Raw genomic sequence first — 19,737 nt, 5'->3', positions numbered from 1 at the left:
CTTCGCTAAGGTCACGATAAGGTCAGGGAAAAGCACATTTGAATCGCGCCTTTCTTTGCGGGCCGACCACCTCGACCGCAGCGCGAAAGGTTACACAAGTCCACACAACGACCGGCTTTTGCACCCCATTGTTCGTGGGCCGATCACCTCGACCGCTGCGCGAAAGGTTACACAAGTCCACGCAACGACCGGCTTTTGCACACCGTTGTTCGCGGGCCGATCGGCTCGATCGAAGCGCGAAAGGTGACACAAGTCCACGCAACGACCAGCTTTTCACATCGTCGATCGCGACGATTTCGGCGGAAGTCCACAAGGTCTGCGCGAGCGGGATAGTGCCCGGCCCGCGGGCGACGACGATACCGACAATGAGAAAGAGCAAAACATTGGCCCGTTGGCCGACACAATACCCGAGCCTAATCGATACCGCGGCATGTAGGACAGCGGCAAATTCCGGCCGATTAGAATGCCGCCGTCACACGTCCGTTAGCTGCAGCGCGCCTTACCGCTGCCCGCGGTCGACACCGAGCAGCGCGCGCCGCCCGACACGTTGATGTCGCCCGACCCCATCGTCGACAGGGTCGCGGTCTGGCTGGCGTAGGCTTCGATCCGCCCCGACCCGGCAACGCTGGCGCTGAATGTCGCGCACTTGAGCCCGGTCAGCTTGAGGTCGCCCGAGCCCGCGATGCTCGCCTTGGCCGAACCGCAGCGACCGGCGATCGCCATGTCACCCGACCCGGCGACGTCGAATTTGGCCGTGTCGCTGTCGAGCAGGGCGACGTCGAGACGTCCCGAGCCGCCGATCGAGGCATCGAAGTCGCGGACCTTGATCCGATCGACGGTGACCGTTCCCGAACCGGCGAGGTCGACCGCGCGGATCATCGGCACGGTGATCGCAATCTGGACGCGCCCGTGGTCGCGCCATCCGGACCACATGCTGTCGCGCTTGGTCCCGATCTTGAGGGTTTCGCCGTCGACCCGAATATCAAGATGATCGAGCGCCGCTGCCTCGCCGGTCGCATGGACACTTGGTCGCGCGCCGGTGGTCACGGTGATGTTGGCCGAACCGCCTGCCGCGAGACGGTCGAAGCTGCCGACCGGAAAATCGCGCTCGGCGGCGAGCGAGGGCGCTGCGGCAGCGAGGAAAGCCGCGGCGGCAATGACGGAGAGCGTTGGCAGGCGAGTCATCGAAGTTTCCCCATACTGTGTGTTATTTGCATAATACACAGGGCGATCGGCCTGTCCAGCCGCTATCCCGGGCTTGCCGCCGATCCCGCAAGTAATCCGCCGTCAATGACAAACTCTGCCCCCGTGGTGTAGGTCGACTCATCCGATGCAAGATAGACCGTGATCGCCGCGACCTCGTCGACCGTGCCGAAGCGGCGAAGCGGCGTATCGGCAACGAGCCTGGCCATCCGGGCGTCGCGGCCAGGCTCGTCTCCGAGCATCGCATCCCAGATCGGCGTCATGATCGCCGCCGGGTAGACCGAGTTGCAGCGGATGTTGAGGCCCTGCTGCGCGCACCACAGGGCGACACTTTTGCTGTGATTGCGGACTGCCGCCTTCGACGATGCGTAGGCTGCGGCTCCCGGGATCCCGACGAGACCCGAACGCGACGACATGTTGATGATCGACCCGCGTCCCGCCGGTCGCATCGCGCGGATCGCGTGCTTGCAGCCGAGGAACACCCCGTCGAGATTGGTGGCGTGGACCGCGCGCCAATCATCGAGCGCCGTGTTCTCGGGATCGTGCGCGCCGGGCGTGTCGAAGCCGGTGATTCCGGCATTATTGACGACGATGTCGATCCGGCCGTCGCGATCGAGAATGCGGGCGTAGGTCGCGATCCACGCCGCTTCGTCGCGAACGTCGAGCATTGCCGCAGTTGCGCCGTGACCGACCAACGCCGCCTCCTGCTCGGCGGGTTCGATTGCAAGGTCGGTCAGCCAGACGATCGCACCTTCGTCGACGAAAGCGCGCACGATCGCTGCGCCGATGCCTTGCGCGGCACCGGTAACGAGCGCGATCTTGCCGGCGAGGCGGGGCATGAGCGGTCCTATTGTCGGGCCGCCGCGTGCGGGAAATTCGGATAGAACGCGGGCAAAGCTCGCGTCATCGGACGGGTTCGGACGGCATCGCCGCTCGCCCCGCCGGCCGGCTCGGCGCGAGTCTGCGCGCAGCTAATCGACGCGAAGAGCGTCGGTGTCGCTACGCGCAGCCGCGCCGTCGCTCAGGCTGCCTTCAGCACGCTTTCGATCTTCGCCTGCGCCGCCGGCTCGTCGATGTTCTCCATCGCCGCCAGTTCGCGCGCGAGGCGGCCGATCGCCGCTTCGTAGATCTGGCGTTCGGAATAGCTCTGCTCGGGCTGGTCTTCGGCACGGTGGAGGTCGCGGACGACCTCGGCGATCGAGACGAGGTCGCCTGAATTGATCTTGGCCTCATACTCCTGCGCCCGCCTGCTCCACATCGTCCGCTTGATCCGCGGGCGCCCCTTGAGGGTGGTCAGCGCCTCCAGCAACGTCGCCTGGCTCGACAGCTTGCGCATGCCGACGCCTTCGGCCTTGTTCGTCGGGACACGCAGCGTCATCCGCTCCTTTTCGAAGCGCAGGACGTAGAGCTCGAGATTAGTCCCGGCGATCTCCGAACTCTGCACCTCGACGACCCGGCCAACCCCGTGCTTGGGATAGACGACGTGATCGCCGACGACGAAATTGAGCGGCTTGGCTGCCATGTAAGTTCCTTTCTGGGTCCGCGTCGCGCGGCCATCCGTGAGGGGACACGGCGGCATCACATCGGGGCTGCGGACGGTTGCGTGCGTGCCTTCGCTAATCGGGTCCGACGCACCGCGCCACGACCCGGAACCGCGTCACGAACGAGCGACGCGACCGAAGTTGTAACACAAAAAGGCGCAGTTTTCCACGCTTTTGTGTTCCCTGCACCCTCCCCCAAACGGGGGGCGGACCTATTGGCCGTCGGTTCCGGGCTTGTCCGAGAAATACTTGTCGAACTTGCCCTCTTCGCCCTTGTGCGCTTCGGCGTCGGGCGGTGTCGCGCCCTTGACGGTGATGTTTGGCCACGACGCCGAGAAGGTCGCGTTCAATTCGAGCCACTTGTCGAGGCCGCCCTCGGTATCGGGCAGGATCGCCTCGGCCGGGCATTCGGGTTCGCACACGCCGCAGTCGATGCATTCGGACGGGTTGATGACGACCATGTTGTCGCCTTCATAGAAGCAGTCGACCGGGCACACCTCGACACAGTCCATGTACTTGCACTTGATGCAAGCCTCGGTCACCACGTACGTCATTGTCGAACCCCAGGTCGCCTAACCACCCCCTGCTAGACGGCAGCAAGCGCTCCCGTCAACAGTGGGTCGGCCCCGCGACTACGCGTCAGGTCGGCGTAGAGCTCGCGGGCTTCGCTGAACGGCCCCCGCCGCTCGGCAATCCCGAGCACCCTGACGACGACGACATCGTCATGTTTGGGAAAACTTACCACCGACCCGGCGCGGACCAGCGCCGAGGGGCGATCGATCACCCGGCCGTCGAGGCGCAGGTGACGGCTCTCGCAGAGCCGCTGCGCATCGCTGCGCGATTTCGTCAACCTTGCGAACCACAACCATTTGTCGAGCCGCAAACCCTGACCATGGACCAAAAGCTACCGTCCTTTCATTTGCCGAAGGATCGCGAAGGGAGAATCCGGGGCATCGTCGACGACCTCGACGCGGCGAGGCTCGATCCGCGAGCCTCCCCACGCGAATGCCGCCGTGCCGTCGACGAGCTTCGGCCGATAGCCGAGCGCGCGCATCAGGCGGGCGAAGCCCTCCCGGCTCATGCCGACGCTGGCGATCCAGTTGGCGTCGGGCACGAACGGACTGCGGCCATCGCGCTGGCCGTGCATCGCGCGCGCCAGCCGATCGACCATGTCGATGCGGACAGCGTGCGTACCGATACTCCAGAAGCCGGCGACGTCGTAGAAAGCGGATGGGATGCCGGGGCCGACATCGACCGTAACAAGGCCCGGCACCGGCGGCGCGGGCAGGATGGCGATGCCCTCCGCGACCGCCCACAGCGCGAGGCGCCAACGGGTCGGTTCAGGGCGCAGCGCCGCAGCGATGAAGATGTGGATGACGCCGATCCTGACGCCGGCAGCGAGCAGCGCCTTGCGGTCGGCGCGGGTCAGCGCGTCGACCTGTGCGGTCACCGCCGCGCGCGTCAGGCAGCCCATCGTCTCGACCAGCCGGACGATCAGTCCGCGCGCGGCGGGCGAAACCTCGGGAACCAGCGCGGCGACCGACATCAGCGAACTGAGGTGCTTGTCGCGCGACGCGGCGAACCACACGGTCAGCCGGTCGGCGACGCGGCGGCGATCGGCGAAGGCAACGCCTTCCAGTGCTCGATCGGTCTCGACGCGCGGGTTCAGCGCGTCGCGCCCGGTCCGTAGCAGCCCGACCCGCGCGCCGTTCCACAGGATGCGCGGCGGCAGCGCCCCGTCGAACGACAGGCTGAACTCGCCGTCGGGGGCGGCGGCGAGCGCATTGCAGCGGCGCTCGAATTCCTTCGGCAGATGGCGTTCGGCGGCGGCAAGGAGCATCCGCTTCTCGCCCGCGCGCGCTGCCGGATCGGGGGTAAAGCGGAAGCCGTCGAGCGTGCCGATGATCTCGCCCTCGACCGCGACCGACCCGTCTGGGTCGACTTCGACGCGCTGCTCGCCCCTGATCTTGAGGTCGCGGAGCAGCACCGCGGTCCGCCGGTCGACGAAGCGCTGCGTCAGCTTGACGTGGAGCGCGTCCGACAGCCGATCCTCGAGCTCGCGGGTGCGGTCGGCCCACAGCGTCCCGTCGGCGAGCCAGCCGGGACGGTGCGCGACATAGGTCCATGTCCGCGCCGCCGCGATCCGGTCGGCGATCGTACCGATGTCGCCCGCGACATTGTCGAGCGCGGCGACCTCGCTCGCGATCCACGCCGCCGGCAGCGTCCCGTCGCCCTCGCTCAAATGACGGAACACCCGCCCGACGAGCCGGGTGTGCTGCTCGGGCCCGGTCTTGCGGTAATCGGGCAGGCTGCACGCCGACCACAGCCGCGTGATCCGCCCGCGGCCGTGCGCGCGCTCCATCACCCACGGCTCGCCCGCCAGCCGTTTGAGCACCGCAAGGTCGATCGCGTCATCACCGCGGACCAACTCGGCCCGCGGCGACCGCTCGTCGAGCGAGCCGATCAGCCGCGGCAGCGTGTTGAAGTCGGCGTGGGTGTTGCGCCATGTCAGCTGCGTCAGCGGCGGAAAGACATGCCCCTCGATCGCCGCGATCTCCTCGGCCTCGAAGGTCGACACCGCATCCTGGCCGAGCTGGACGACGCCGAAGCTGCCGTCCTTCTGGTAGCGCCCGGCGCGCCCGGCGATCTGCGCCATCTCGGCGACCGTCAGCCGCCGGTGGCGCTTGCCGTCGAACTTGCTCAACCCGGCGAAGGCGACATGGGCGATGTCCATGTTGAGCCCCATGCCGATCGCGTCGGTGGCGACGAGATAATCGACCTCGCCCGACTGGTACATCGCGACCTGCGCGTTGCGCGTCCGCGGGCTGAGCGAGCCCATGACGACCGCCGCGCCGCCCTTGTGCCGCCGCAGCATCTCGGCGAGCGCATAGACTTCCTGCGCGGTGAAGGCGACGATTGCGGTCCGCTTCGGCAGCCGTGACAGCTTCTTCGGCCCGGCATAGGTCAGCGTCGAGAAGCGCGGCCGGGTGATGATCTCGGCGCGCGGCAGGAGCCTGCGGATCAGCGGACGCAGCGTCTCCGAGCCGAGGATCATCGTCTCGGCATAGCCGCGCATGTGGAGCATGCGGTCGGTGAAGACGTGGCCCCGCGCCGGATCGGCCCCGACCTGCCCCTCGTCGATCGCGACGAACGCGACTTCACGATCCAGGGGCATCGATTCAGCGGTGCACAGGAAGTAGCGCGCGCCCTCAGGGACGATCTTTTCCTCGCCGGTGATCAGCGCGACCTGGCTTGCGCCCTTGATCGCGACGACGCGGTCGTAGACTTCGCGTGCGAGCAGCCGCAGCGGAAAGCCGATCATGCCGCTGGCGTGACCGCACATCCGTTCGACCGCGAGAAAGGTCTTGCCGGTATTCGTCGGACCGAGAACCGCAGTGACCCGGGGCCCAACCTCGCGGGCGTTCTCCGAAGTGCGAAGCAATCCGCTCATGACCTCGAACTGAGGTCGGAGGTGCCCGGATACAAGACGGGCGTACGGCGGAACACTGCTCGGCTCATCGCATCCTTTGACGGATAATGGGCTGAGACTTGATGCCATGGCTGCGAAGCCGATTCAAGTGAACCTTGTAAGTCATCGCTTCGCCGCATCGTCGCACCAGCCAGTCGGCCCCGCCGTTGACTTGGGGTTAATCGCGGCACACGGGTACGGTGAGCGACAGAGCGGGGGTTCGGTTTGTATCAACCGGGAATCAATAGCTTCGGCGGTGCCGGCAGTGGCGGCGCGGTCGCATTACGGCCGGGCCGCGTTATCCTTCTGCCGCGCCCAACGGCGGAGCGGCCCAAAGCGCCGCGCTTCGACTTCGACCGCTTCGCCGACCTCGACCTGTGCGTCGATCTCGGGCAGGCGATTGGTAGCCGTGACTGGTGGCTCGGCCTCGGGCTGGTCCTGACGTTATGCGCGACTGCGCTTGTCGCCGGCTACCGCATCGCCCCGCTGCCGCAGACCGTCCGCGCGACACTCACCCCGGTCCAGTACGACGACGCCCGCCCCGACACGATCGCGCCTTTGGCATCAGGCGCAACGACCGGCCGCACGACGCCGCCAACGAAGTACGTCGAGGCGCTCAGCGAAATTCCCGAGCGCCCGCAAATCGAGACGACCGCGCGCATCGGCCGCGGTGACGGCATCGGTGCCGCGCTGCGCCGTGCCGGGGTTGGTGCCGACGACGCTTCGACCGTCGCCCGGCTTGTCGGTAGCGCGGTCCACGCCATCGCCCCCGGGACCGGAATCGACCTCGTCCTCGGCCGCCGCGAGACCCGCACCGTCCCGCGCCCGCTGACCAGCCTCGGCTTCCGCGCCGCGTTCGACCTCCGCCTCGAAGTCGGACGGAGCGCCGACGGGTCGCTCGACCTCAAGCGCATCCCGATCGCAGTCGATAGCACGCCCCTCCGCGTCACCGGCCTCGTCGGCACCAATCTCGTCCGCGCGGTTCGCGCCGCTGGCGTCCCGGAGGGCCAGGTCGCCGACTATCGCCAGAACCTCGCCTACGTCCTCGATCTGCAGCGGCAGGTCGGACGCCGCGACCGCTTCGACGTTGTCCTCGAGCACCGCCGCGCCGCGACCGGCGAGACCGAGACCGGCGGGCTGTTGTACGCCGCGCTCCGCCCCGAGCACGGCGACCCGGTCGAGCTGATGCGCTGGACCTATGGCGGCAAGGCAATGTTCTTCCGCGCCAATGGCGAGAGCGCCAAGAAAGGCCTGATGCGCACCCCGGTCGACGGCGCGCACGAGACGAGCGGCTTCGGCATGCGCCTCCACCCGATCCTCGGCTTCTCGCGGCTCCACCAGGGCACCGACTTCGGCGCGGCGATGGGCTCGCCGATCATGGCGGCAGCGGCGGGCAAGGTCACCTTCGCCGGGTGGCACGGCGGGCACGGCAACTACGTCCAGATCCTCCACCACCCCGGGCTGATGACCGCCTACGCCCACATGAGCAAATTCGCCGTCAAGCCCGGCATGCTCGTCGCGCAGGGGCAGGTGATCGGCTACGTCGGCTCGACCGGCCTGTCGACCGGCCCCCACCTCCACTACGAAGTCTGGGTCAACGAAAAGCCCGTCGACCCGACCGGCATCAAGTTCCTCGGCGGCACGACCATCGCCGCGAGCGAGATGGGGCGCTTCCGCGGCGAGATGGAGCGCATGCGCGGACTCCGCGCGGCGGGGAGCGAGGTCGCCGTGGCGGACGAGCCGAAGGCGCGGCGGCGGGGGTAGGCCGCGCGATGCGACTGGCATGCCGGCGGATCGCTGACATCGGCAGACGGTCAGCGCGTCAGCCGCATCATCCCTGCCCGGACGGCGGGAGCCTCTAGAAGGTCGAGACACTGCGCCAGCGGAGCCGGCGTTTCATGACCAACCGGGCCATCGCCATGGATCGTCAGGATCGGCTGACGCGACAGTTCGCGCGCGACCGTCGTTTCGAGCATCTTCCAGCCGACGATCGTCCCGTCGGTCCGCTGCATCAGAATGCTGCCAAGGGCGAACCCCTGATCGCGCAAATCGGCAGATGATTTCTGCCGTATCAAGCAGACCGATAGCGCATAGTCTCGAACATCCCGGACGCTGGCACGATGCAGCGCGGCATTACCGGCCGTTGCCAATGTACAGGCAAGGACGCCTGCCACGAGACTGCGAAGCATCATCACGGAAGCTCCGGAATTCGCCGACAGACTTTCCTTAGGCTACGCACTCGCGCCTGAGCCATCCCACCGCACGAAGATCGCGGTCGGCAGCAGCCGCCCCCGGGCTTCCTCGCGGATCGTCATCTCGCCTGCGGTGATCGTCCCTCCCAGTCCCGCCAACGCCTCGCCCGCAAGTTCGGCGATCGCCACCGCCGACATGCGGATTGCGTAGACCGTCAGGACGAGGAACGCCGACCGCTCGTCGAGCAGGCTGCGCGCCAACGCCAGCAATTCGGGCAAGTCGCGGTACAATTCCCACACCTCGCCCTCGGGGCCGCGCCCGTATTTCGGCGGGTCGAGGATGATCCCGTCGTAGCGCCGCGCGCGCCGGACCTCGCGCCGCATGAACTTGAGCGCATCGTCGACGACCCAGCGGACCGGTGCGTCGGCGAGGCCGCTGAGCCGCTGGTTCTCGACCGCCGCCGACACCGCCTTTTTCGACGCATCGAGGTGGGTCACCCCCGCCCCCGCCGCGGCGCACGCCAGCGTCCCGACCCCGGTGTAGCCGAAGACGTTGAGCACCTCGCTCCCCGCCCCAACGCGCTCGGCCATCCAGTCCCAATGGACCTCCATGTCGGGGAAGAAGCCGAGGTGGCGGAACGGGGTGTTGTTCGCGCGGAACTTGAGCGGGCCGCGGGCGAGCGGCCACGCGTGCGGCACCGTGCCGTCGAGGTTCCACCGGCCGCCACCGTCCTCCTCCGACCCGCCGACGAACTCGCCATTGGCCTGCCAGTCGGGCGACGCCGGGGACCACAATGCCTGCGGCTCAGGGCGGATGAAGCGGTACGGCCCGTAGCGTTCGAGCTTTCGACCGTGCCCCGAATCGACCAGCCCATAGTCGGCCCACGGCTCCGCGGTCAGAATATCGAGCTTCACGCCGCCCGCCGCACCGCCGCCGCGCCAACGTCGGCGACCGCATAGGGTCCGGCGATCATCCGTGCCGAGGCGGCGCGGACGATGTCGAGGTCGACCGCCTCGATCCGCGCGACGATGTCGGCGGGGGTCTTGACGTGGCCGTGGGCGAGCAGCTGCCGCGCGAGATATTCGGCCCAGCCGCCCGGCGATTCGAGGCTCATCAGCACGCCTGCACGAACCTGTGCCTTGGCCCGCGCAAGTTCGTCGGGGCGCAGCGCGCTCGCGGTCTCGCCGAGGACCTTGACCGCGAGGTCCATCGCCCGCGCCGCGTCCTTTTTCGCCGTCGCCAGATAGACCGAGAATAGCCCGGCGTCGGCGTATGGCGTCGTCGAGGCATAGACCGAATAAGCGAGGCCGCGCTCCTCACGCAGCTCCTGGAACAGTCGCGACGACGCTCCGCCGCCCGCCGCGGTGACGAACAGCGCGATCGCGTCGAAATCGGGGTCGTGGATTCCCGGAGCGGGCAGCCCCAAAGTGAGGTGCGCCTGTTCGAACTTGCGCCGGTCGTGGATCACCCCGGGAGCGAACACCGCCGCGGCGGTGTCGGGGCGGACGCCGGGGGCGAGGTCGCCGAACAGCGCCTCGCTCAGCGTGACGAGCGCGTCGTGGTCGACCTTGCCCGCCGCCGCGACGATGCACGATCCGCCGCGATACTGGACGTCGAGCCAGTCGCGCAGGTCGCGTGAGGTCAGCGCGGCAATGCTCGCTTCGGAGCCGAGGATCGACCGGCCGATCGACTGGTCGGGGAAGGCGGCGGCCTGGAGGTGGTCGAAGACAATGTCGTCGGGAGTGTCGCGCGCCTCGCCGAGTTCCTGCAGAACGACCGCCTTTTCGCGCTCGAGCTCCTCCTCGTCGAATCGCGGGGCGCGGACGAGGTCGGCGATCATCTCCATGCCGAGCTGGGTGTCGGCGCTGAGCAGACGCGCGTGGAACACCGTCATGTCGCGCGCGGTATAGGCGTTGAGCGACCCGCCGACGTCCTCGATCTCCTCGGCGATCCGTCGCGCCGACCGCGTCGCGGTGCCTTTGAACACCATATGCTCGAGCAGATGTGCGACGCCGTTGGTCGCCTCGGTTTCCGACCGCGCGCCGGTGTCGACGTGGAGCCCAAGCGCGACGGTCTCGACGTGCGGCATCGACCGAGTGACGACGCGGACACCGTTGGCGAGTGTGGTGAGCCGGGTCGTCATCGTGCCGTCGCCCGTTCGGCGATATACGCTTCGACCGCGCGCAACTCGGCGGGAAGCGTGGCGAAGCGTTCCTCGCGGTCGAACAGCCCGGCAGCGCGCAACGGCAGCACCGGGCGCTGTCCCGAGGCGCGTTCGACCGCGTCGCGGAACTTCGCCGGATGCGCGGTCGCCAACGTCACGATCGGACCGTCGATCTCACCCGCCAGATCACGCGCCGCCGCCAGCCCGATCGCGGTGTGCGGATCGACGAGTTCGCCGCACTCCGACGCCGCCCAGCGCAACGCCTCCGCCATGCCGTCGGCATCGACCCGCGCGCTGGTCATCAGCGCCGCCGCTTCGGCGCGCATCGTCGGCGTCAGGTCGAGTCGCTTGGTCGCCTCGAACCCCGTCATCGCCGCCGCCGTCGCAGCGCCGTCACGCCCATACAGGTCGAACAACAGCCGCTCGAAGTTCGAGCTGACCTGGATATCCATCGACGGCGCGGCGGTCGCCTCGACATGGCCGACCGAATAGTCGCCCGCGCTCAGCGCGCGATGGAGGATGTCGTTCGTGTTGGTCGCGACGATCAACCGGCCGATCGGCAGGCCCATCTTTGCCGCGACATAGCCCGCGAAGATATCGCCGAAATTGCCCGTCGGCACGCTGAAGCTGACGCTGCGCTCGGGCGCGCCGAGGCGGACCGCGGCGTAGAAATAATAGACGATCTGGAGCATCAGCCGCGCCCAGTTGATCGAATTGACCGCCGCGAGCCGGTATGTTCCGGCGAAGCCCGGATCGTTGAACATCGCCTTGACCAGCGCCTGCGCGTCGTCGAAATTGCCCTCGACCGCGATATTGAACACGTTCGGCGACTGCACCGTCGTCATCTGTCGCCGCTGGACGTCGGTCACCCGCCCGAGCGGATGGAGCATGAAGACGTCGAGGTGCGCGCGGCCGGCGAGCGCATGGATCGCCGCCGACCCGGTATCGCCGCTCGTCGCGCCGATGATCGTCAGATGCTCGGTCCGGCGCCCGAGGAAGGTCTCGAACAACAGCCCGAGCGCCTGCATCGCGACGTCCTTGAACGCCAATGTCGGGCCGTGGAACAGTTCGAGCAGCCAGTTGCGCTCGTCCAACTGCTTGAGCGGCGCGACCGCAGCATGGCTGAATCCGGCATAGGCGGTGGTCAGCAGGCGGCGCAGCTCGTCCTCGCTCAGCGCGTCGCCGACGAACGGCGTGCAAACGCGGACCGCGGTCTCGACATAGCTGAGTCCCGCCAGCCCGGCGATCTCGGCGCGCGACAGTGTCGGCCAGTGCGCGGGAACATACAGCCCGCCGTCGGGAGCGAGCCCGGCGAGGGTGACCTCTTCGAAATCGAGGGAAGGCGCGGCCCCGCGCGTGCTGACATAATTCATCGGGTCGCCGGTCTAGCGGCGCGGTGCGGCGGGAGCAAGGCGTGGGGGTCAGCCGTGCCGCCGCCACTGCCGGACATACACCGCGTAGATCACCCCGAGCGTCGCCGCGAAGGCGAACCACTGCATCGCATAGCTCAGATGATTGTCGGGCAGGTCGTCGGGCACCGGCACGCGCGACGGCAGCAGCCCGGGTGCGGCGGTCGTCGGGATCAGCATGAACAGCGGCCGCCCCGGCTCGGTGCCGTACGGCCGCTCGATCAGCGTTCCGCTGAAATGCGTGTCGAGGTCGAGTTGCTTGATCGTGTCGGGGCGCAGCGTCCACCCGGCGACGACGACGAGGTCGGGCTTGGCGTGCCGCGCTGGATCGTTGCAGTCGACGAGGATGAGAAAGCCGCCCTGCCCTCCGTCATCTCCTCCCGCGCTTGTCCCGCCCTTGACGTCGTACGGCGCGATGCGGCCGGGGCGGCAGTCGACCTCGGCATGACGGTATTGGAGGTCGGCGACGCCGATCATCGCGCGGTAATAGTCGTGGGGGGTGGCCGGCGGCAGCGTCTTCGCCGCCTCAAGCCGGGCGATGAGCTGATGCTTCCAGTCGCGCCGCTGAAGCTGCCAGACCCCGAGGCCGATCAGGACCGGAATCATCAGCAGCGTCAGGAGCGTCGCGCCGAGGGGAAGCCGCTTCACTTGACCCATCTACTCCGAGCGGCCCAACCGGGCGTCGTTCTTATATTCGAGGGCGAGGAGGATACCCTTCGCCACCCGCAGCAACGCCAGCGTCAGACCGAGCGTCAGCGGCACCCATATAACAACATGGACCCACCATGGCGGCGATCGGCTGAGTTCGAGCCAGATCGCGCCGACGACGACGACCGCGCCGACGATGAAGATCAGAAACGGCGCGGCGGCATCGCCGACGTCAAAGGCGGCATAGTCGAGGCCGCACTTCGGACATGCCGGAGCGAAGCTGGCGATGCCCTTGAACAGCCCCGGCGCGCCGCAGCGGGGGCAAAGTCCGAGGATTGCACCCTGCAGCGCCGGCTGCGCCAAAGGGCGGGTCATGTCGTTATCCCGCAGCCGCAGTCACCAGCGCGCCGAACTTGCTGCCCCAGCAATAGATCGCGATGAACAGGAACAGCCAGACGACGTCGACGAAGTGCCAGTACCACGCTGCCGCTTCAAAGCCGAAGTGGTGCGTCGGGGTGAAGTCGCCGCGATACGCGCGGACGAGGCAAACGAGGAGGAAGATCGTGCCGACGAAAACATGGAAGCCGTGGAAGCCGGTCGCCATGTAAAATGTCGCGCCGTAGATATTGCCGGCGAAACCGAACGCCGCGTGGCTATACTCGAACGCCTGGATGCAGCTGAACGTCGCGCCGAGGATGATCGTGAACCACAGGCCCTTCTTGAGCCCCTCGCGATCGCCGTGGATCAGCGCATGGTGCGCCCATGTCACGGTCGTCCCCGACAGCAGCAAAATCATCGTGTTGAGCAGCGGGAAGGCGAACGGGTCGAGGACCTCGACGCCCTTCGGCGGCCAGACGCCGCCGATCGCCGCCGCGGTGCTCGGGTAGAGCGACGAGCTGAAATACGCCCAGAACCACGCGACGAAGAACATCACCTCCGACGCGATGAACAGGATCATCCCGTAGCGGTGGCTGAGCTGGACGACGGGGGTGTGATCGCCGGTGTTCGCCTCGTGAACGACATCCGACCACCAGAAGAAGAAGGTCGCGAGCACGGCGGTGACGCCGAGACCGAATGCCCACGGGCCCCACGGCATCTTGTGCATCCAGCCGATCGCGCCGGCGGCGAGGATCAGCGCCGAGAACGAGCCGAGGATCGGCTTCGAGCTCGGATTGACGAGATGGTAGTCGTGGTTGTGGGTCTTGGCGCCGGCCATGGTCTATCCTTGCGTTCGTACGGTCGGGCTTACAGGATCGGTCGCGGGCTGGTCCACCTTTCCCGCGTCGACCGGGAAGAAAGTGTACGACAGCGTGATCTCGTCGATCTTGCGGGCCTGCGGATCATCGAGGATCGCCGGGTCGATAAAATAGGTCACGGGCATGTCGACCGTCTCGCCCGCCTTGAGCGTCTGCTGGGTGAAGCAGAAGCAGGCGATCTTCTTGAAATACTTGCCCGCGAGGTCGGGCGAGACATTGTACGTCGCGCGCCCGGTGGTCGTCGCGCCACTGATGTTCGTCGCGCGGAAGAACGCCATGCGCCGCCCGCCGATCGGGATCGTCGTCTCGACCGTCACCGGCTTGAACTGCCACGCCATACCCGGCGAGGTATTGCCGTCGAAGCGCACCTTGACGGTTTCCCCGGCGACCGGAGCCGACGGAGCAGCGGCCGCCCGGCTTGTCGTGCCGGCAAACCCGGTCACCGAGCAGAACGCGCGGTAAAGCGGCACGCTGGCATAGGCCAGGCCGATCATTGAGACGGCGAAGCCCGCTGCCCAGAGCGCGGTCGTCCGGTTCGCACTCGCGCTGCTCATGGGACCATTTTCACGATGCTGATGCCGAAGAACAGGACCACCAGGACGCCGAGCACGATGCCGAGCGCGAGATTGCGCGCACGTCGGCGGCGGTTGAACTCGGCGGTCTGCTCGGGGGTCCAGTCGACGTTCACGCGACGATCCAATGGTCGGCGACGAGCGCGGCGAAGATCAGGAACAGGTACAGCAACGAGTATTTGAACAGGCGCTTCTCGGGCCCCATCTCCGCCGCGAGCGTCGCGGTGTTGCGGTAGACCGCAACCGCGCGGGCGATGAAGATCGCTCCGGTGACGGCGGCGACGCTCCCGTAAACCCAGCCGGTCAGGCCGAGCGCCCACGGCAGGATCGTCACGGGCACAAGGACGAGCGTGTAGAGCAGGATCTGACGCCGCGTCGCGGTCTCGCCCGCGACGACGGGGAGCATCGGCACCCCGGCCTTGGCGTAGTCCGCCTCCATGAACAGCGCGAGGCTCCAGAAGTGCGGCGGGGTCCACAGGAAGATGATCGCGAACATCAGCCACGGCAGCGCGGTGACGTCGCCGGTCACCGCCGCCCAGCCGATCAGCGGGGGGAAGGCTCCGGCGGCACCACCGATAACGATGTTCTGCGGCGTCCGGCGCTTGAGCCACACGGTGTAGACGACCGAGTAGAACAGGATCGACCCGGCGAGGATGCCCGCCGCGAGCCAGTTGACCGCGAGGCCCATCACCGCGACCGACCCGACCGCGAGCGCGACGCCGAACGCCAGTGCCTCGTCGGGCGAGACGCGGCCCGCCGGCAGCGGCCGGTTCGCGGTGCGCTTCATCAGCGCGTCGATGTCGGCCTCATACCACTGATTGAGCGCGCCCGAAGCCCCGGCACCGATCGCGACACAGAGGATCGCAACGCAGCCGATGAACGGGTGGACATGCCCGGGCGCGGTCAGCAACGCGCACGCCGCGCTGAAGATCACGAGCGACATGACCCGCGGTTTGAGCAACGCGAGATAGTCGCGCCAATCGGCGAAGCTGACCCCTTCGGGCGCGGAGACGATCAGCCCATCGGGCACGGGAACGGCAGCGGCACTCATCGCCGCTACTTGATGACCGGCAGCGTCTCGAACTGGTGGAACGGCGGCGGTGACGACAGCGTCCACTCGAGCGTAGTTGCGCCTTCACCCCAGTAATTGTCCCCAACCTTCGGTCCGGCGAAGAGCGAGTAGATCACGTTGATGAAGAAGAACACCATGCCGATCGCCATGATCCCGTAGCCGATGCTCGATATATAATTGTAGTGCTCGAACTGCGCCGGATAGTCCGGGATACGCCGCGGCATGCCCTGCTGGCCGAGGAAGTGTTGGGGCATGAAGAGGACGTTGACGCCGATGAAGAAGATCCAGAAGTGGAGCTTACCGAGCGTCTCGTTGTACTGGCGCCCCGACATCTTGCCGAACCAGTAATAGAAGCCGGCGAAGATCGCGAACACCGCGCCGAGCGACAGCACGTAGTGGAAGTGCGCAACGACGTAATAGGTGTTGTGCATGTAGGTATCGATGCCGGCGTTCGACAGGATGACGCCGGTAACGCCGCCCACGGTGAACATGATGATGAACCCGATCGCCCACAGCATCGGCGTCGGGAAGGTCAGCGACCCGCCCCACATCGTTGCGATCCAGCTGAAGATCTTGATGCCGGTCGGCACCGCGATGATCATCGTGGCGGCGGTGAAGTACATCTTGGTGTTCACGTCGAGACCGCTGGTGAACATGTGGTGCGCCCAGACGATGAAGCCGATCAAGCCGATCGCGACCATCGCGTACGCCATGCCGAGGTAGCCAAACACCGGCTTCTTCGAGAAGGTCGAGATGATCTGGCTGATCATGCCGAAGCCTGGGAGGATGAGAATGTAGACCTCGGGGTGGCCGAAGAACCAGAACAGGTGCTGGTACAGAATCGGGTCGCCACCACCGGCGGGGTCGAAGAAGGTCGTGCCGAAGTTACGATCAGTCAGCAGCATCGTGATCGCGCCGGCAAGAACCGGGAGCGAGAGGAGCAGCAGGAACGCCGTCACCAACACCGACCAGACGAACAGCGGCATCTTGTGGAGGGTCATGCCGGGCGCGCGCATGTTGAAGATCGTCGTGATGAAGTTGATCGCGCCGAGGATTGACGAGGCGCCGGCAAGGTGGAGCGACAGGATCGCCATGTCGACCGCGGGTCCGGGGTGGCCCGACGTGCTGAGCGGGGCGTAGAGCGTCCAGCCGGTGCCGACGCCGTTGAAGCCGGCGGGGCCCTCGACGAACATCGAGCCGAGCAGCAGCAGGAACGACGGGACGAGCAGCCAGAACGAAACGTTGTTCATCCGCGGGAACGCCATGTCGGGCGCGCCGATCATCAGCGGCACGAACCAGTTGCCGAATCCGCCGATCATCGCGGGCATGACGGTGAAGAACACCATGATCAGGCCGTGCGCGGTGATGAAGACGTTCCACAGGTGGTACGACGCATCGAGATTTCCGTGGGTGAACCACGTCAGATACTGGATGCCCGGGTGCGCGAGTTCGGCGCGCATGATGCCCGAGATCGCCCCACCCAACGTCCCCGCGAAGATCGCGAAGATCAGGTAGAGCGTGCCGATGTCCTTGTGATTGGTCGAGAACAGCCAGCGCTGCGCGAACGACAGTTCGACGTGATGGCTGTGATCGTCGTGGGCGAGCCCGGCGTCGAAGGCGGATGTGGCCATTACTGAAGCCCTTACTTTGTCGGGGCCGGCGCGGCGGGCGCGGCGGGAGCGGTCTCGGTCGGGACGGCGGGAGCAACGGCAGTCGCAGCCTCGGCGGGGGCATTGCCCGCAGCCGGAGCAGGCGTCTCGGCACCGGCGACGGCACCGGCGGTCAGCGCGGTGGCGGTCTTCGCCCCCGGCGGCGTGATGCCGTTTTCCTTCTGCTTCGCCGCGACCCACTGGGCGAAGCGCTCCTTCGAGACGACCTCGACCGCGATCGGCATGAAGGCGTGCTTGGTGCCGCACAGCTGGAAGCACTGGCCGTAATAGACGCCGGGGCGATCGACCTTGAACCACGTCTCGTTGATGCGGCCCGGAACGGCGTCCATCTGGACCCAGAACGACGGCATCGCCCAGGCGTGGATAACGTCGGCGGCGGTCGTCAGGACGCGAACGGTCGTGCCGACCGGAACGATGACCCGGTTGTCGACGCCGAGCTTGGCGGGGTCGCCCTTCTTGATCGCGTCGGCGTCGGACAGGATGATCGAGTCGAAGCTGAAGCCGCCCTGGTCGGGGTATTCATACTCCCAATACCACTGGTGGCCGGTCGCCTTGATCGTCAGCCCGGCCTTGGGCGGCTCGTACTGGTTGGCGAGCAGGCGGAACGACGGCACCGCGATCCAGACGAGGATCAGCACGGGGACGACGGTCCAGATCACCTCGACGACGGTATTGTGCGACGTCCGCGACGCAACCGGATTGCGCGCGGCGCGGTAGCGGAACAGCGTGTAGAACAGCAATGCGAACACAACGATGCAGACGCCGAGCATCAGCGGATCGAGGATCGTCGTCGCCATGTGGCGCGCTTCGACCGCGATCGGGGTCATCGCTTCCTGGAGGTTCCAGCCGCCACCGGGCTGGCCGATCCCGGGGGTGCCGAGCACCGGCGCGACGGTCGCCGCTGCCGGCATTGCCGTCGTCGTCACCGGCACAACGGGCGCGGCCGCGACTGCGGCGTCCTGCGCGCGGGCGGACAGCGGGAGCAACCCGGTCATCGCCAATACCAACTTTACGGTCGCGCGCATCGTGCCCCTTCGCAAGACTTTGTCAAAGCGCGCCCGGTTCGGGGACCTCGGCGCGTGGCACGCTCTATATGCCCCGGGGTCCCCAGCGGCAAGCGTACAACTGCCGCACTGCGGCATAAGCCTTTACGCGACGAGGTCGGCGAACACCGGAGTCGTCCGCGCCGCCTGCGCGGTCATCGCCGCACGGAGGTCGTGGCCCTGGAGCATGCCGGCATTCCACGTCGCGACATACTCCAACCCCTGCGCGATCGTCGCATCGCGGCCGTGGTTGAGCACGGCCTTGATCCCGGTAATCGCGAGCGGCGACTTGGCGGCGATCTCGGCGGCGAGGGCATGCGCCGATGCCAGCGCGGCGGCATGGTCGGCCTCGACCCGGTTGAGGAAGCCATAGTGCTTCGCCTCCGCCGCGCCGAAGCGCCGCCCGGTGTAGGCGAGCTCGCGGACCAACCCCTGCGGCAGCAAATGGGGAATGCGCTGGAGCGTGCCGACGTCGGCGACGATCGCGATGTTGATTTCCTGCACGGTGAAAAAGCAGTCCGCGGTGCCAACGCGGAGGTCGCACGCGGTGACGAAGTCGACCCCGCCGCCGATGCACCCGCCCTGGACACAGGCGATGACCGGCACCCGGCAGCGGTCGACCGCGCTGAACGTTTCCTGGAGATGGTGGACGTGGCGACGGAAGGCTTCGCGCGCGCGGCCGGCGTCGGCCCCCGCCCCGACGAGCGTCTGCCCGGCCCAGTTGAGATCGAGCCCGGCGGTGAAGTGCTTGCCGGTCGAGGCGACGACGACCGCGCGGACGGTCGGGTCGGCGTCGATCGCGGCGAAGGCGGCGGGAACGTCGGTCCAGAACGCCTCGGTCATCGTGTTGAGCTGGGCCCCTCGGGTCAGCGTCACGGTGGCGATCCCGGCATCGACCGCCAGCGCCAAAGTCTCCAGTTCCACGACTTCTCTCCCCAGAGTATAACCATGGCATGACCAAGTTCACCGTCAACGGCAACCCCGTCCATTATCTCCTCGCCCCCGAGACACCGCTACTGTGGGCGCTACGCGACGCGTCGAACCTGACCGGGACCAAGTTCGGCTGCGGCGCCGGGCTGTGCGGCGCGTGCACCGTCCATATCGACGGGGTCGCCAAGCGATCGTGCCAGACGACGATCGGCGAGATCGAGGGCAGCTTCGTCACGACGATCGAGGGACTATCGGCCGATCGCAGCCACATCGTCCAGGCGGCGTGGATCGCGGGGCAGGTCCCCCAGTGCGGCTATTGCCAGTCGGGGATGATCATGGCGGTCGCGGCGCTGCTCAAGGCGACGCCGCACCCGACCGACGAGGAGATCGACGCCGGCATCACCAACATCTGCCGCTGCGGCACCTACCCGCGCATTCGTAAGGCGATCCATGCCGCAGCCGCCGGGGTCGTCGATGCCGGCATCGCCCCGCCAGGAACGACCCCGAGCGAGGCAGCACGGCGCGCGCCATCGATGGTCGCGGAGCCGAAGCGCGTCGCCTGACGCG

Annotated in this window: 21 protein-coding genes; 2 read left to right on the top strand and 19 right to left on the bottom strand. The window is 67.3% G+C overall.

Annotated features, from left to right (window positions below; translation table 11 throughout):
- Positions 1-483: 483 nt before the first annotated feature.
- From KTC28_RS09335 to KTC28_RS09310, 6 genes are all read right to left on the bottom strand, one after another.
- Positions 484-1,185 carry a head GIN domain-containing protein gene (locus KTC28_RS09335; RefSeq protein ID WP_216708650.1) on the bottom strand — a complete coding sequence of 234 codons (702 nt, stop codon included), beginning with the start codon at positions 1,183-1,185 and terminating at the stop codon, positions 484-486.
- Positions 1,186-1,247: 62 nt separating this feature from the next.
- The gene (locus KTC28_RS09330; protein WP_216708649.1) at positions 1,248-2,042 is read right to left on the bottom strand and encodes an SDR family oxidoreductase; all 795 of its coding nucleotides are present in this window, start codon (positions 2,040-2,042) and stop codon (positions 1,248-1,250) included.
- Positions 2,043-2,224: 182 nt separating this feature from the next.
- Positions 2,225-2,725, bottom strand: a complete 501-nt coding sequence (locus KTC28_RS09325; RefSeq protein WP_216708648.1) for a CarD family transcriptional regulator — start codon at positions 2,723-2,725, stop codon at positions 2,225-2,227.
- A 231-nt stretch (positions 2,726-2,956) separates the two neighbouring features.
- On the bottom strand, positions 2,957-3,298 hold the full coding sequence (fdxA, locus tag KTC28_RS09320; RefSeq protein WP_216708647.1) for a ferredoxin FdxA: 342 nt from the start codon (positions 3,296-3,298) through the stop codon (positions 2,957-2,959).
- A gap of 32 nt (positions 3,299-3,330) precedes the next feature.
- Complete coding sequence (locus KTC28_RS09315) at positions 3,331-3,594, bottom strand: S4 domain-containing protein (RefSeq protein ID WP_369426582.1); 264 nt, start codon at positions 3,592-3,594, stop codon at positions 3,331-3,333.
- A 54-nt stretch (positions 3,595-3,648) separates the two neighbouring features.
- Positions 3,649-6,195, bottom strand: coding sequence for a helicase-related protein (locus KTC28_RS09310; protein ID WP_216708645.1), 2,547 nt, complete (start codon positions 6,193-6,195; stop codon positions 3,649-3,651).
- Positions 6,196-6,438: 243 nt separating this feature from the next.
- Between KTC28_RS09310 and KTC28_RS09305 the strand changes: the two genes are divergently transcribed.
- A complete protein-coding gene (locus tag KTC28_RS09305) occupies positions 6,439-7,977 on the top strand; it encodes a M23 family metallopeptidase (RefSeq protein WP_216708644.1) in 1,539 nt (512 codons plus the stop codon).
- 50 nt (positions 7,978-8,027) lie between these two features.
- Here the strand turns inward: KTC28_RS09305 and KTC28_RS09300 are convergent, their stop codons facing one another.
- The 13 genes from KTC28_RS09300 to KTC28_RS09240 form a co-directional block, all read right to left on the bottom strand.
- Complete coding sequence (locus KTC28_RS09300) at positions 8,028-8,225, bottom strand: hypothetical protein (RefSeq protein ID WP_216708643.1); 198 nt, start codon at positions 8,223-8,225, stop codon at positions 8,028-8,030.
- 219 nt (positions 8,226-8,444) lie between these two features.
- The gene (locus KTC28_RS09295; RefSeq protein ID WP_216708642.1) at positions 8,445-9,320 is read right to left on the bottom strand and encodes a class I SAM-dependent methyltransferase; all 876 of its coding nucleotides are present in this window, start codon (positions 9,318-9,320) and stop codon (positions 8,445-8,447) included.
- On the bottom strand, positions 9,317-10,549 hold the full coding sequence (locus KTC28_RS09290; RefSeq protein ID WP_216708641.1) for a M16 family metallopeptidase: 1,233 nt from the start codon (positions 10,547-10,549) through the stop codon (positions 9,317-9,319). The genes KTC28_RS09295 and KTC28_RS09290 overlap by 4 nt, the downstream gene beginning before the upstream one ends.
- On the bottom strand, positions 10,546-11,943 hold the full coding sequence (gene thrC / locus KTC28_RS09285) for a threonine synthase (RefSeq protein WP_216708640.1): 1,398 nt from the start codon (positions 11,941-11,943) through the stop codon (positions 10,546-10,548). Before thrC ends, KTC28_RS09290 begins: the two co-directional genes overlap by 4 nt.
- 48 nt (positions 11,944-11,991) lie before the next feature.
- Positions 11,992-12,627, bottom strand: coding sequence for an SURF1 family protein (locus KTC28_RS09280; RefSeq protein WP_216708639.1), 636 nt, complete (start codon positions 12,625-12,627; stop codon positions 11,992-11,994).
- Positions 12,628-12,636: 9 nt separating this feature from the next.
- On the bottom strand, positions 12,637-13,002 hold the full coding sequence (locus KTC28_RS09275) for a DUF983 domain-containing protein (protein WP_216708638.1): 366 nt from the start codon (positions 13,000-13,002) through the stop codon (positions 12,637-12,639).
- Positions 13,003-13,006: 4 nt separating this feature from the next.
- Positions 13,007-13,843: a cytochrome c oxidase subunit 3 gene (locus KTC28_RS09270; protein ID WP_216708637.1), complete on the bottom strand. Its 837-nt coding sequence runs from the start codon at positions 13,841-13,843 to the stop codon at positions 13,007-13,009.
- A 3-nt stretch (positions 13,844-13,846) separates the two neighbouring features.
- Positions 13,847-14,437 (bottom strand): cytochrome c oxidase assembly protein, encoded by a 591-nt coding sequence (locus KTC28_RS09265; protein ID WP_216708636.1) that lies wholly within the window; start codon positions 14,435-14,437, stop codon positions 13,847-13,849.
- Positions 14,434-14,571 (bottom strand): cytochrome c oxidase system small membrane protein, encoded by a 138-nt coding sequence (locus KTC28_RS09260; RefSeq protein ID WP_216708635.1) that lies wholly within the window; start codon positions 14,569-14,571, stop codon positions 14,434-14,436. Before KTC28_RS09260 ends, KTC28_RS09265 begins: the two co-directional genes overlap by 4 nt.
- The gene (locus tag KTC28_RS09255; protein ID WP_255602430.1) at positions 14,568-15,398 is read right to left on the bottom strand and encodes a heme o synthase; all 831 of its coding nucleotides are present in this window, start codon (positions 15,396-15,398) and stop codon (positions 14,568-14,570) included. Before KTC28_RS09255 ends, KTC28_RS09260 begins: the two co-directional genes overlap by 4 nt.
- Positions 15,399-15,511: 113 nt before the next feature.
- On the bottom strand, positions 15,512-17,158 hold the full coding sequence (ctaD, locus tag KTC28_RS09250) for a cytochrome c oxidase subunit I (protein ID WP_216708633.1): 1,647 nt from the start codon (positions 17,156-17,158) through the stop codon (positions 15,512-15,514).
- A gap of 11 nt (positions 17,159-17,169) precedes the next feature.
- A complete protein-coding gene (gene coxB, locus KTC28_RS09245; protein WP_255602390.1) occupies positions 17,170-18,222 on the bottom strand; it encodes a cytochrome c oxidase subunit II in 1,053 nt (350 codons plus the stop codon).
- Between the two features lie 123 nt (positions 18,223-18,345).
- Positions 18,346-19,164: a crotonase/enoyl-CoA hydratase family protein gene (locus tag KTC28_RS09240; protein WP_216708632.1), complete on the bottom strand. Its 819-nt coding sequence runs from the start codon at positions 19,162-19,164 to the stop codon at positions 18,346-18,348.
- 29 nt (positions 19,165-19,193) lie between these two features.
- On the opposite strand from KTC28_RS09240, the gene KTC28_RS09235 reads away from it, so the two are divergent.
- A complete protein-coding gene (locus tag KTC28_RS09235) occupies positions 19,194-19,733 on the top strand; it encodes a (2Fe-2S)-binding protein (protein ID WP_216708631.1) in 540 nt (179 codons plus the stop codon).
- The last annotated feature ends 4 nt before the right edge of the window (positions 19,734-19,737 follow it).

The sequence above is a fragment of the Polymorphobacter megasporae genome, from assembly GCF_018982885.2.
Taxonomy (GTDB): Bacteria; Pseudomonadota; Alphaproteobacteria; order Sphingomonadales; family Sphingomonadaceae; genus Polymorphobacter_B; species Polymorphobacter_B megasporae.
This window is presented reverse-complemented; position numbering and strand designations above follow the sequence as displayed.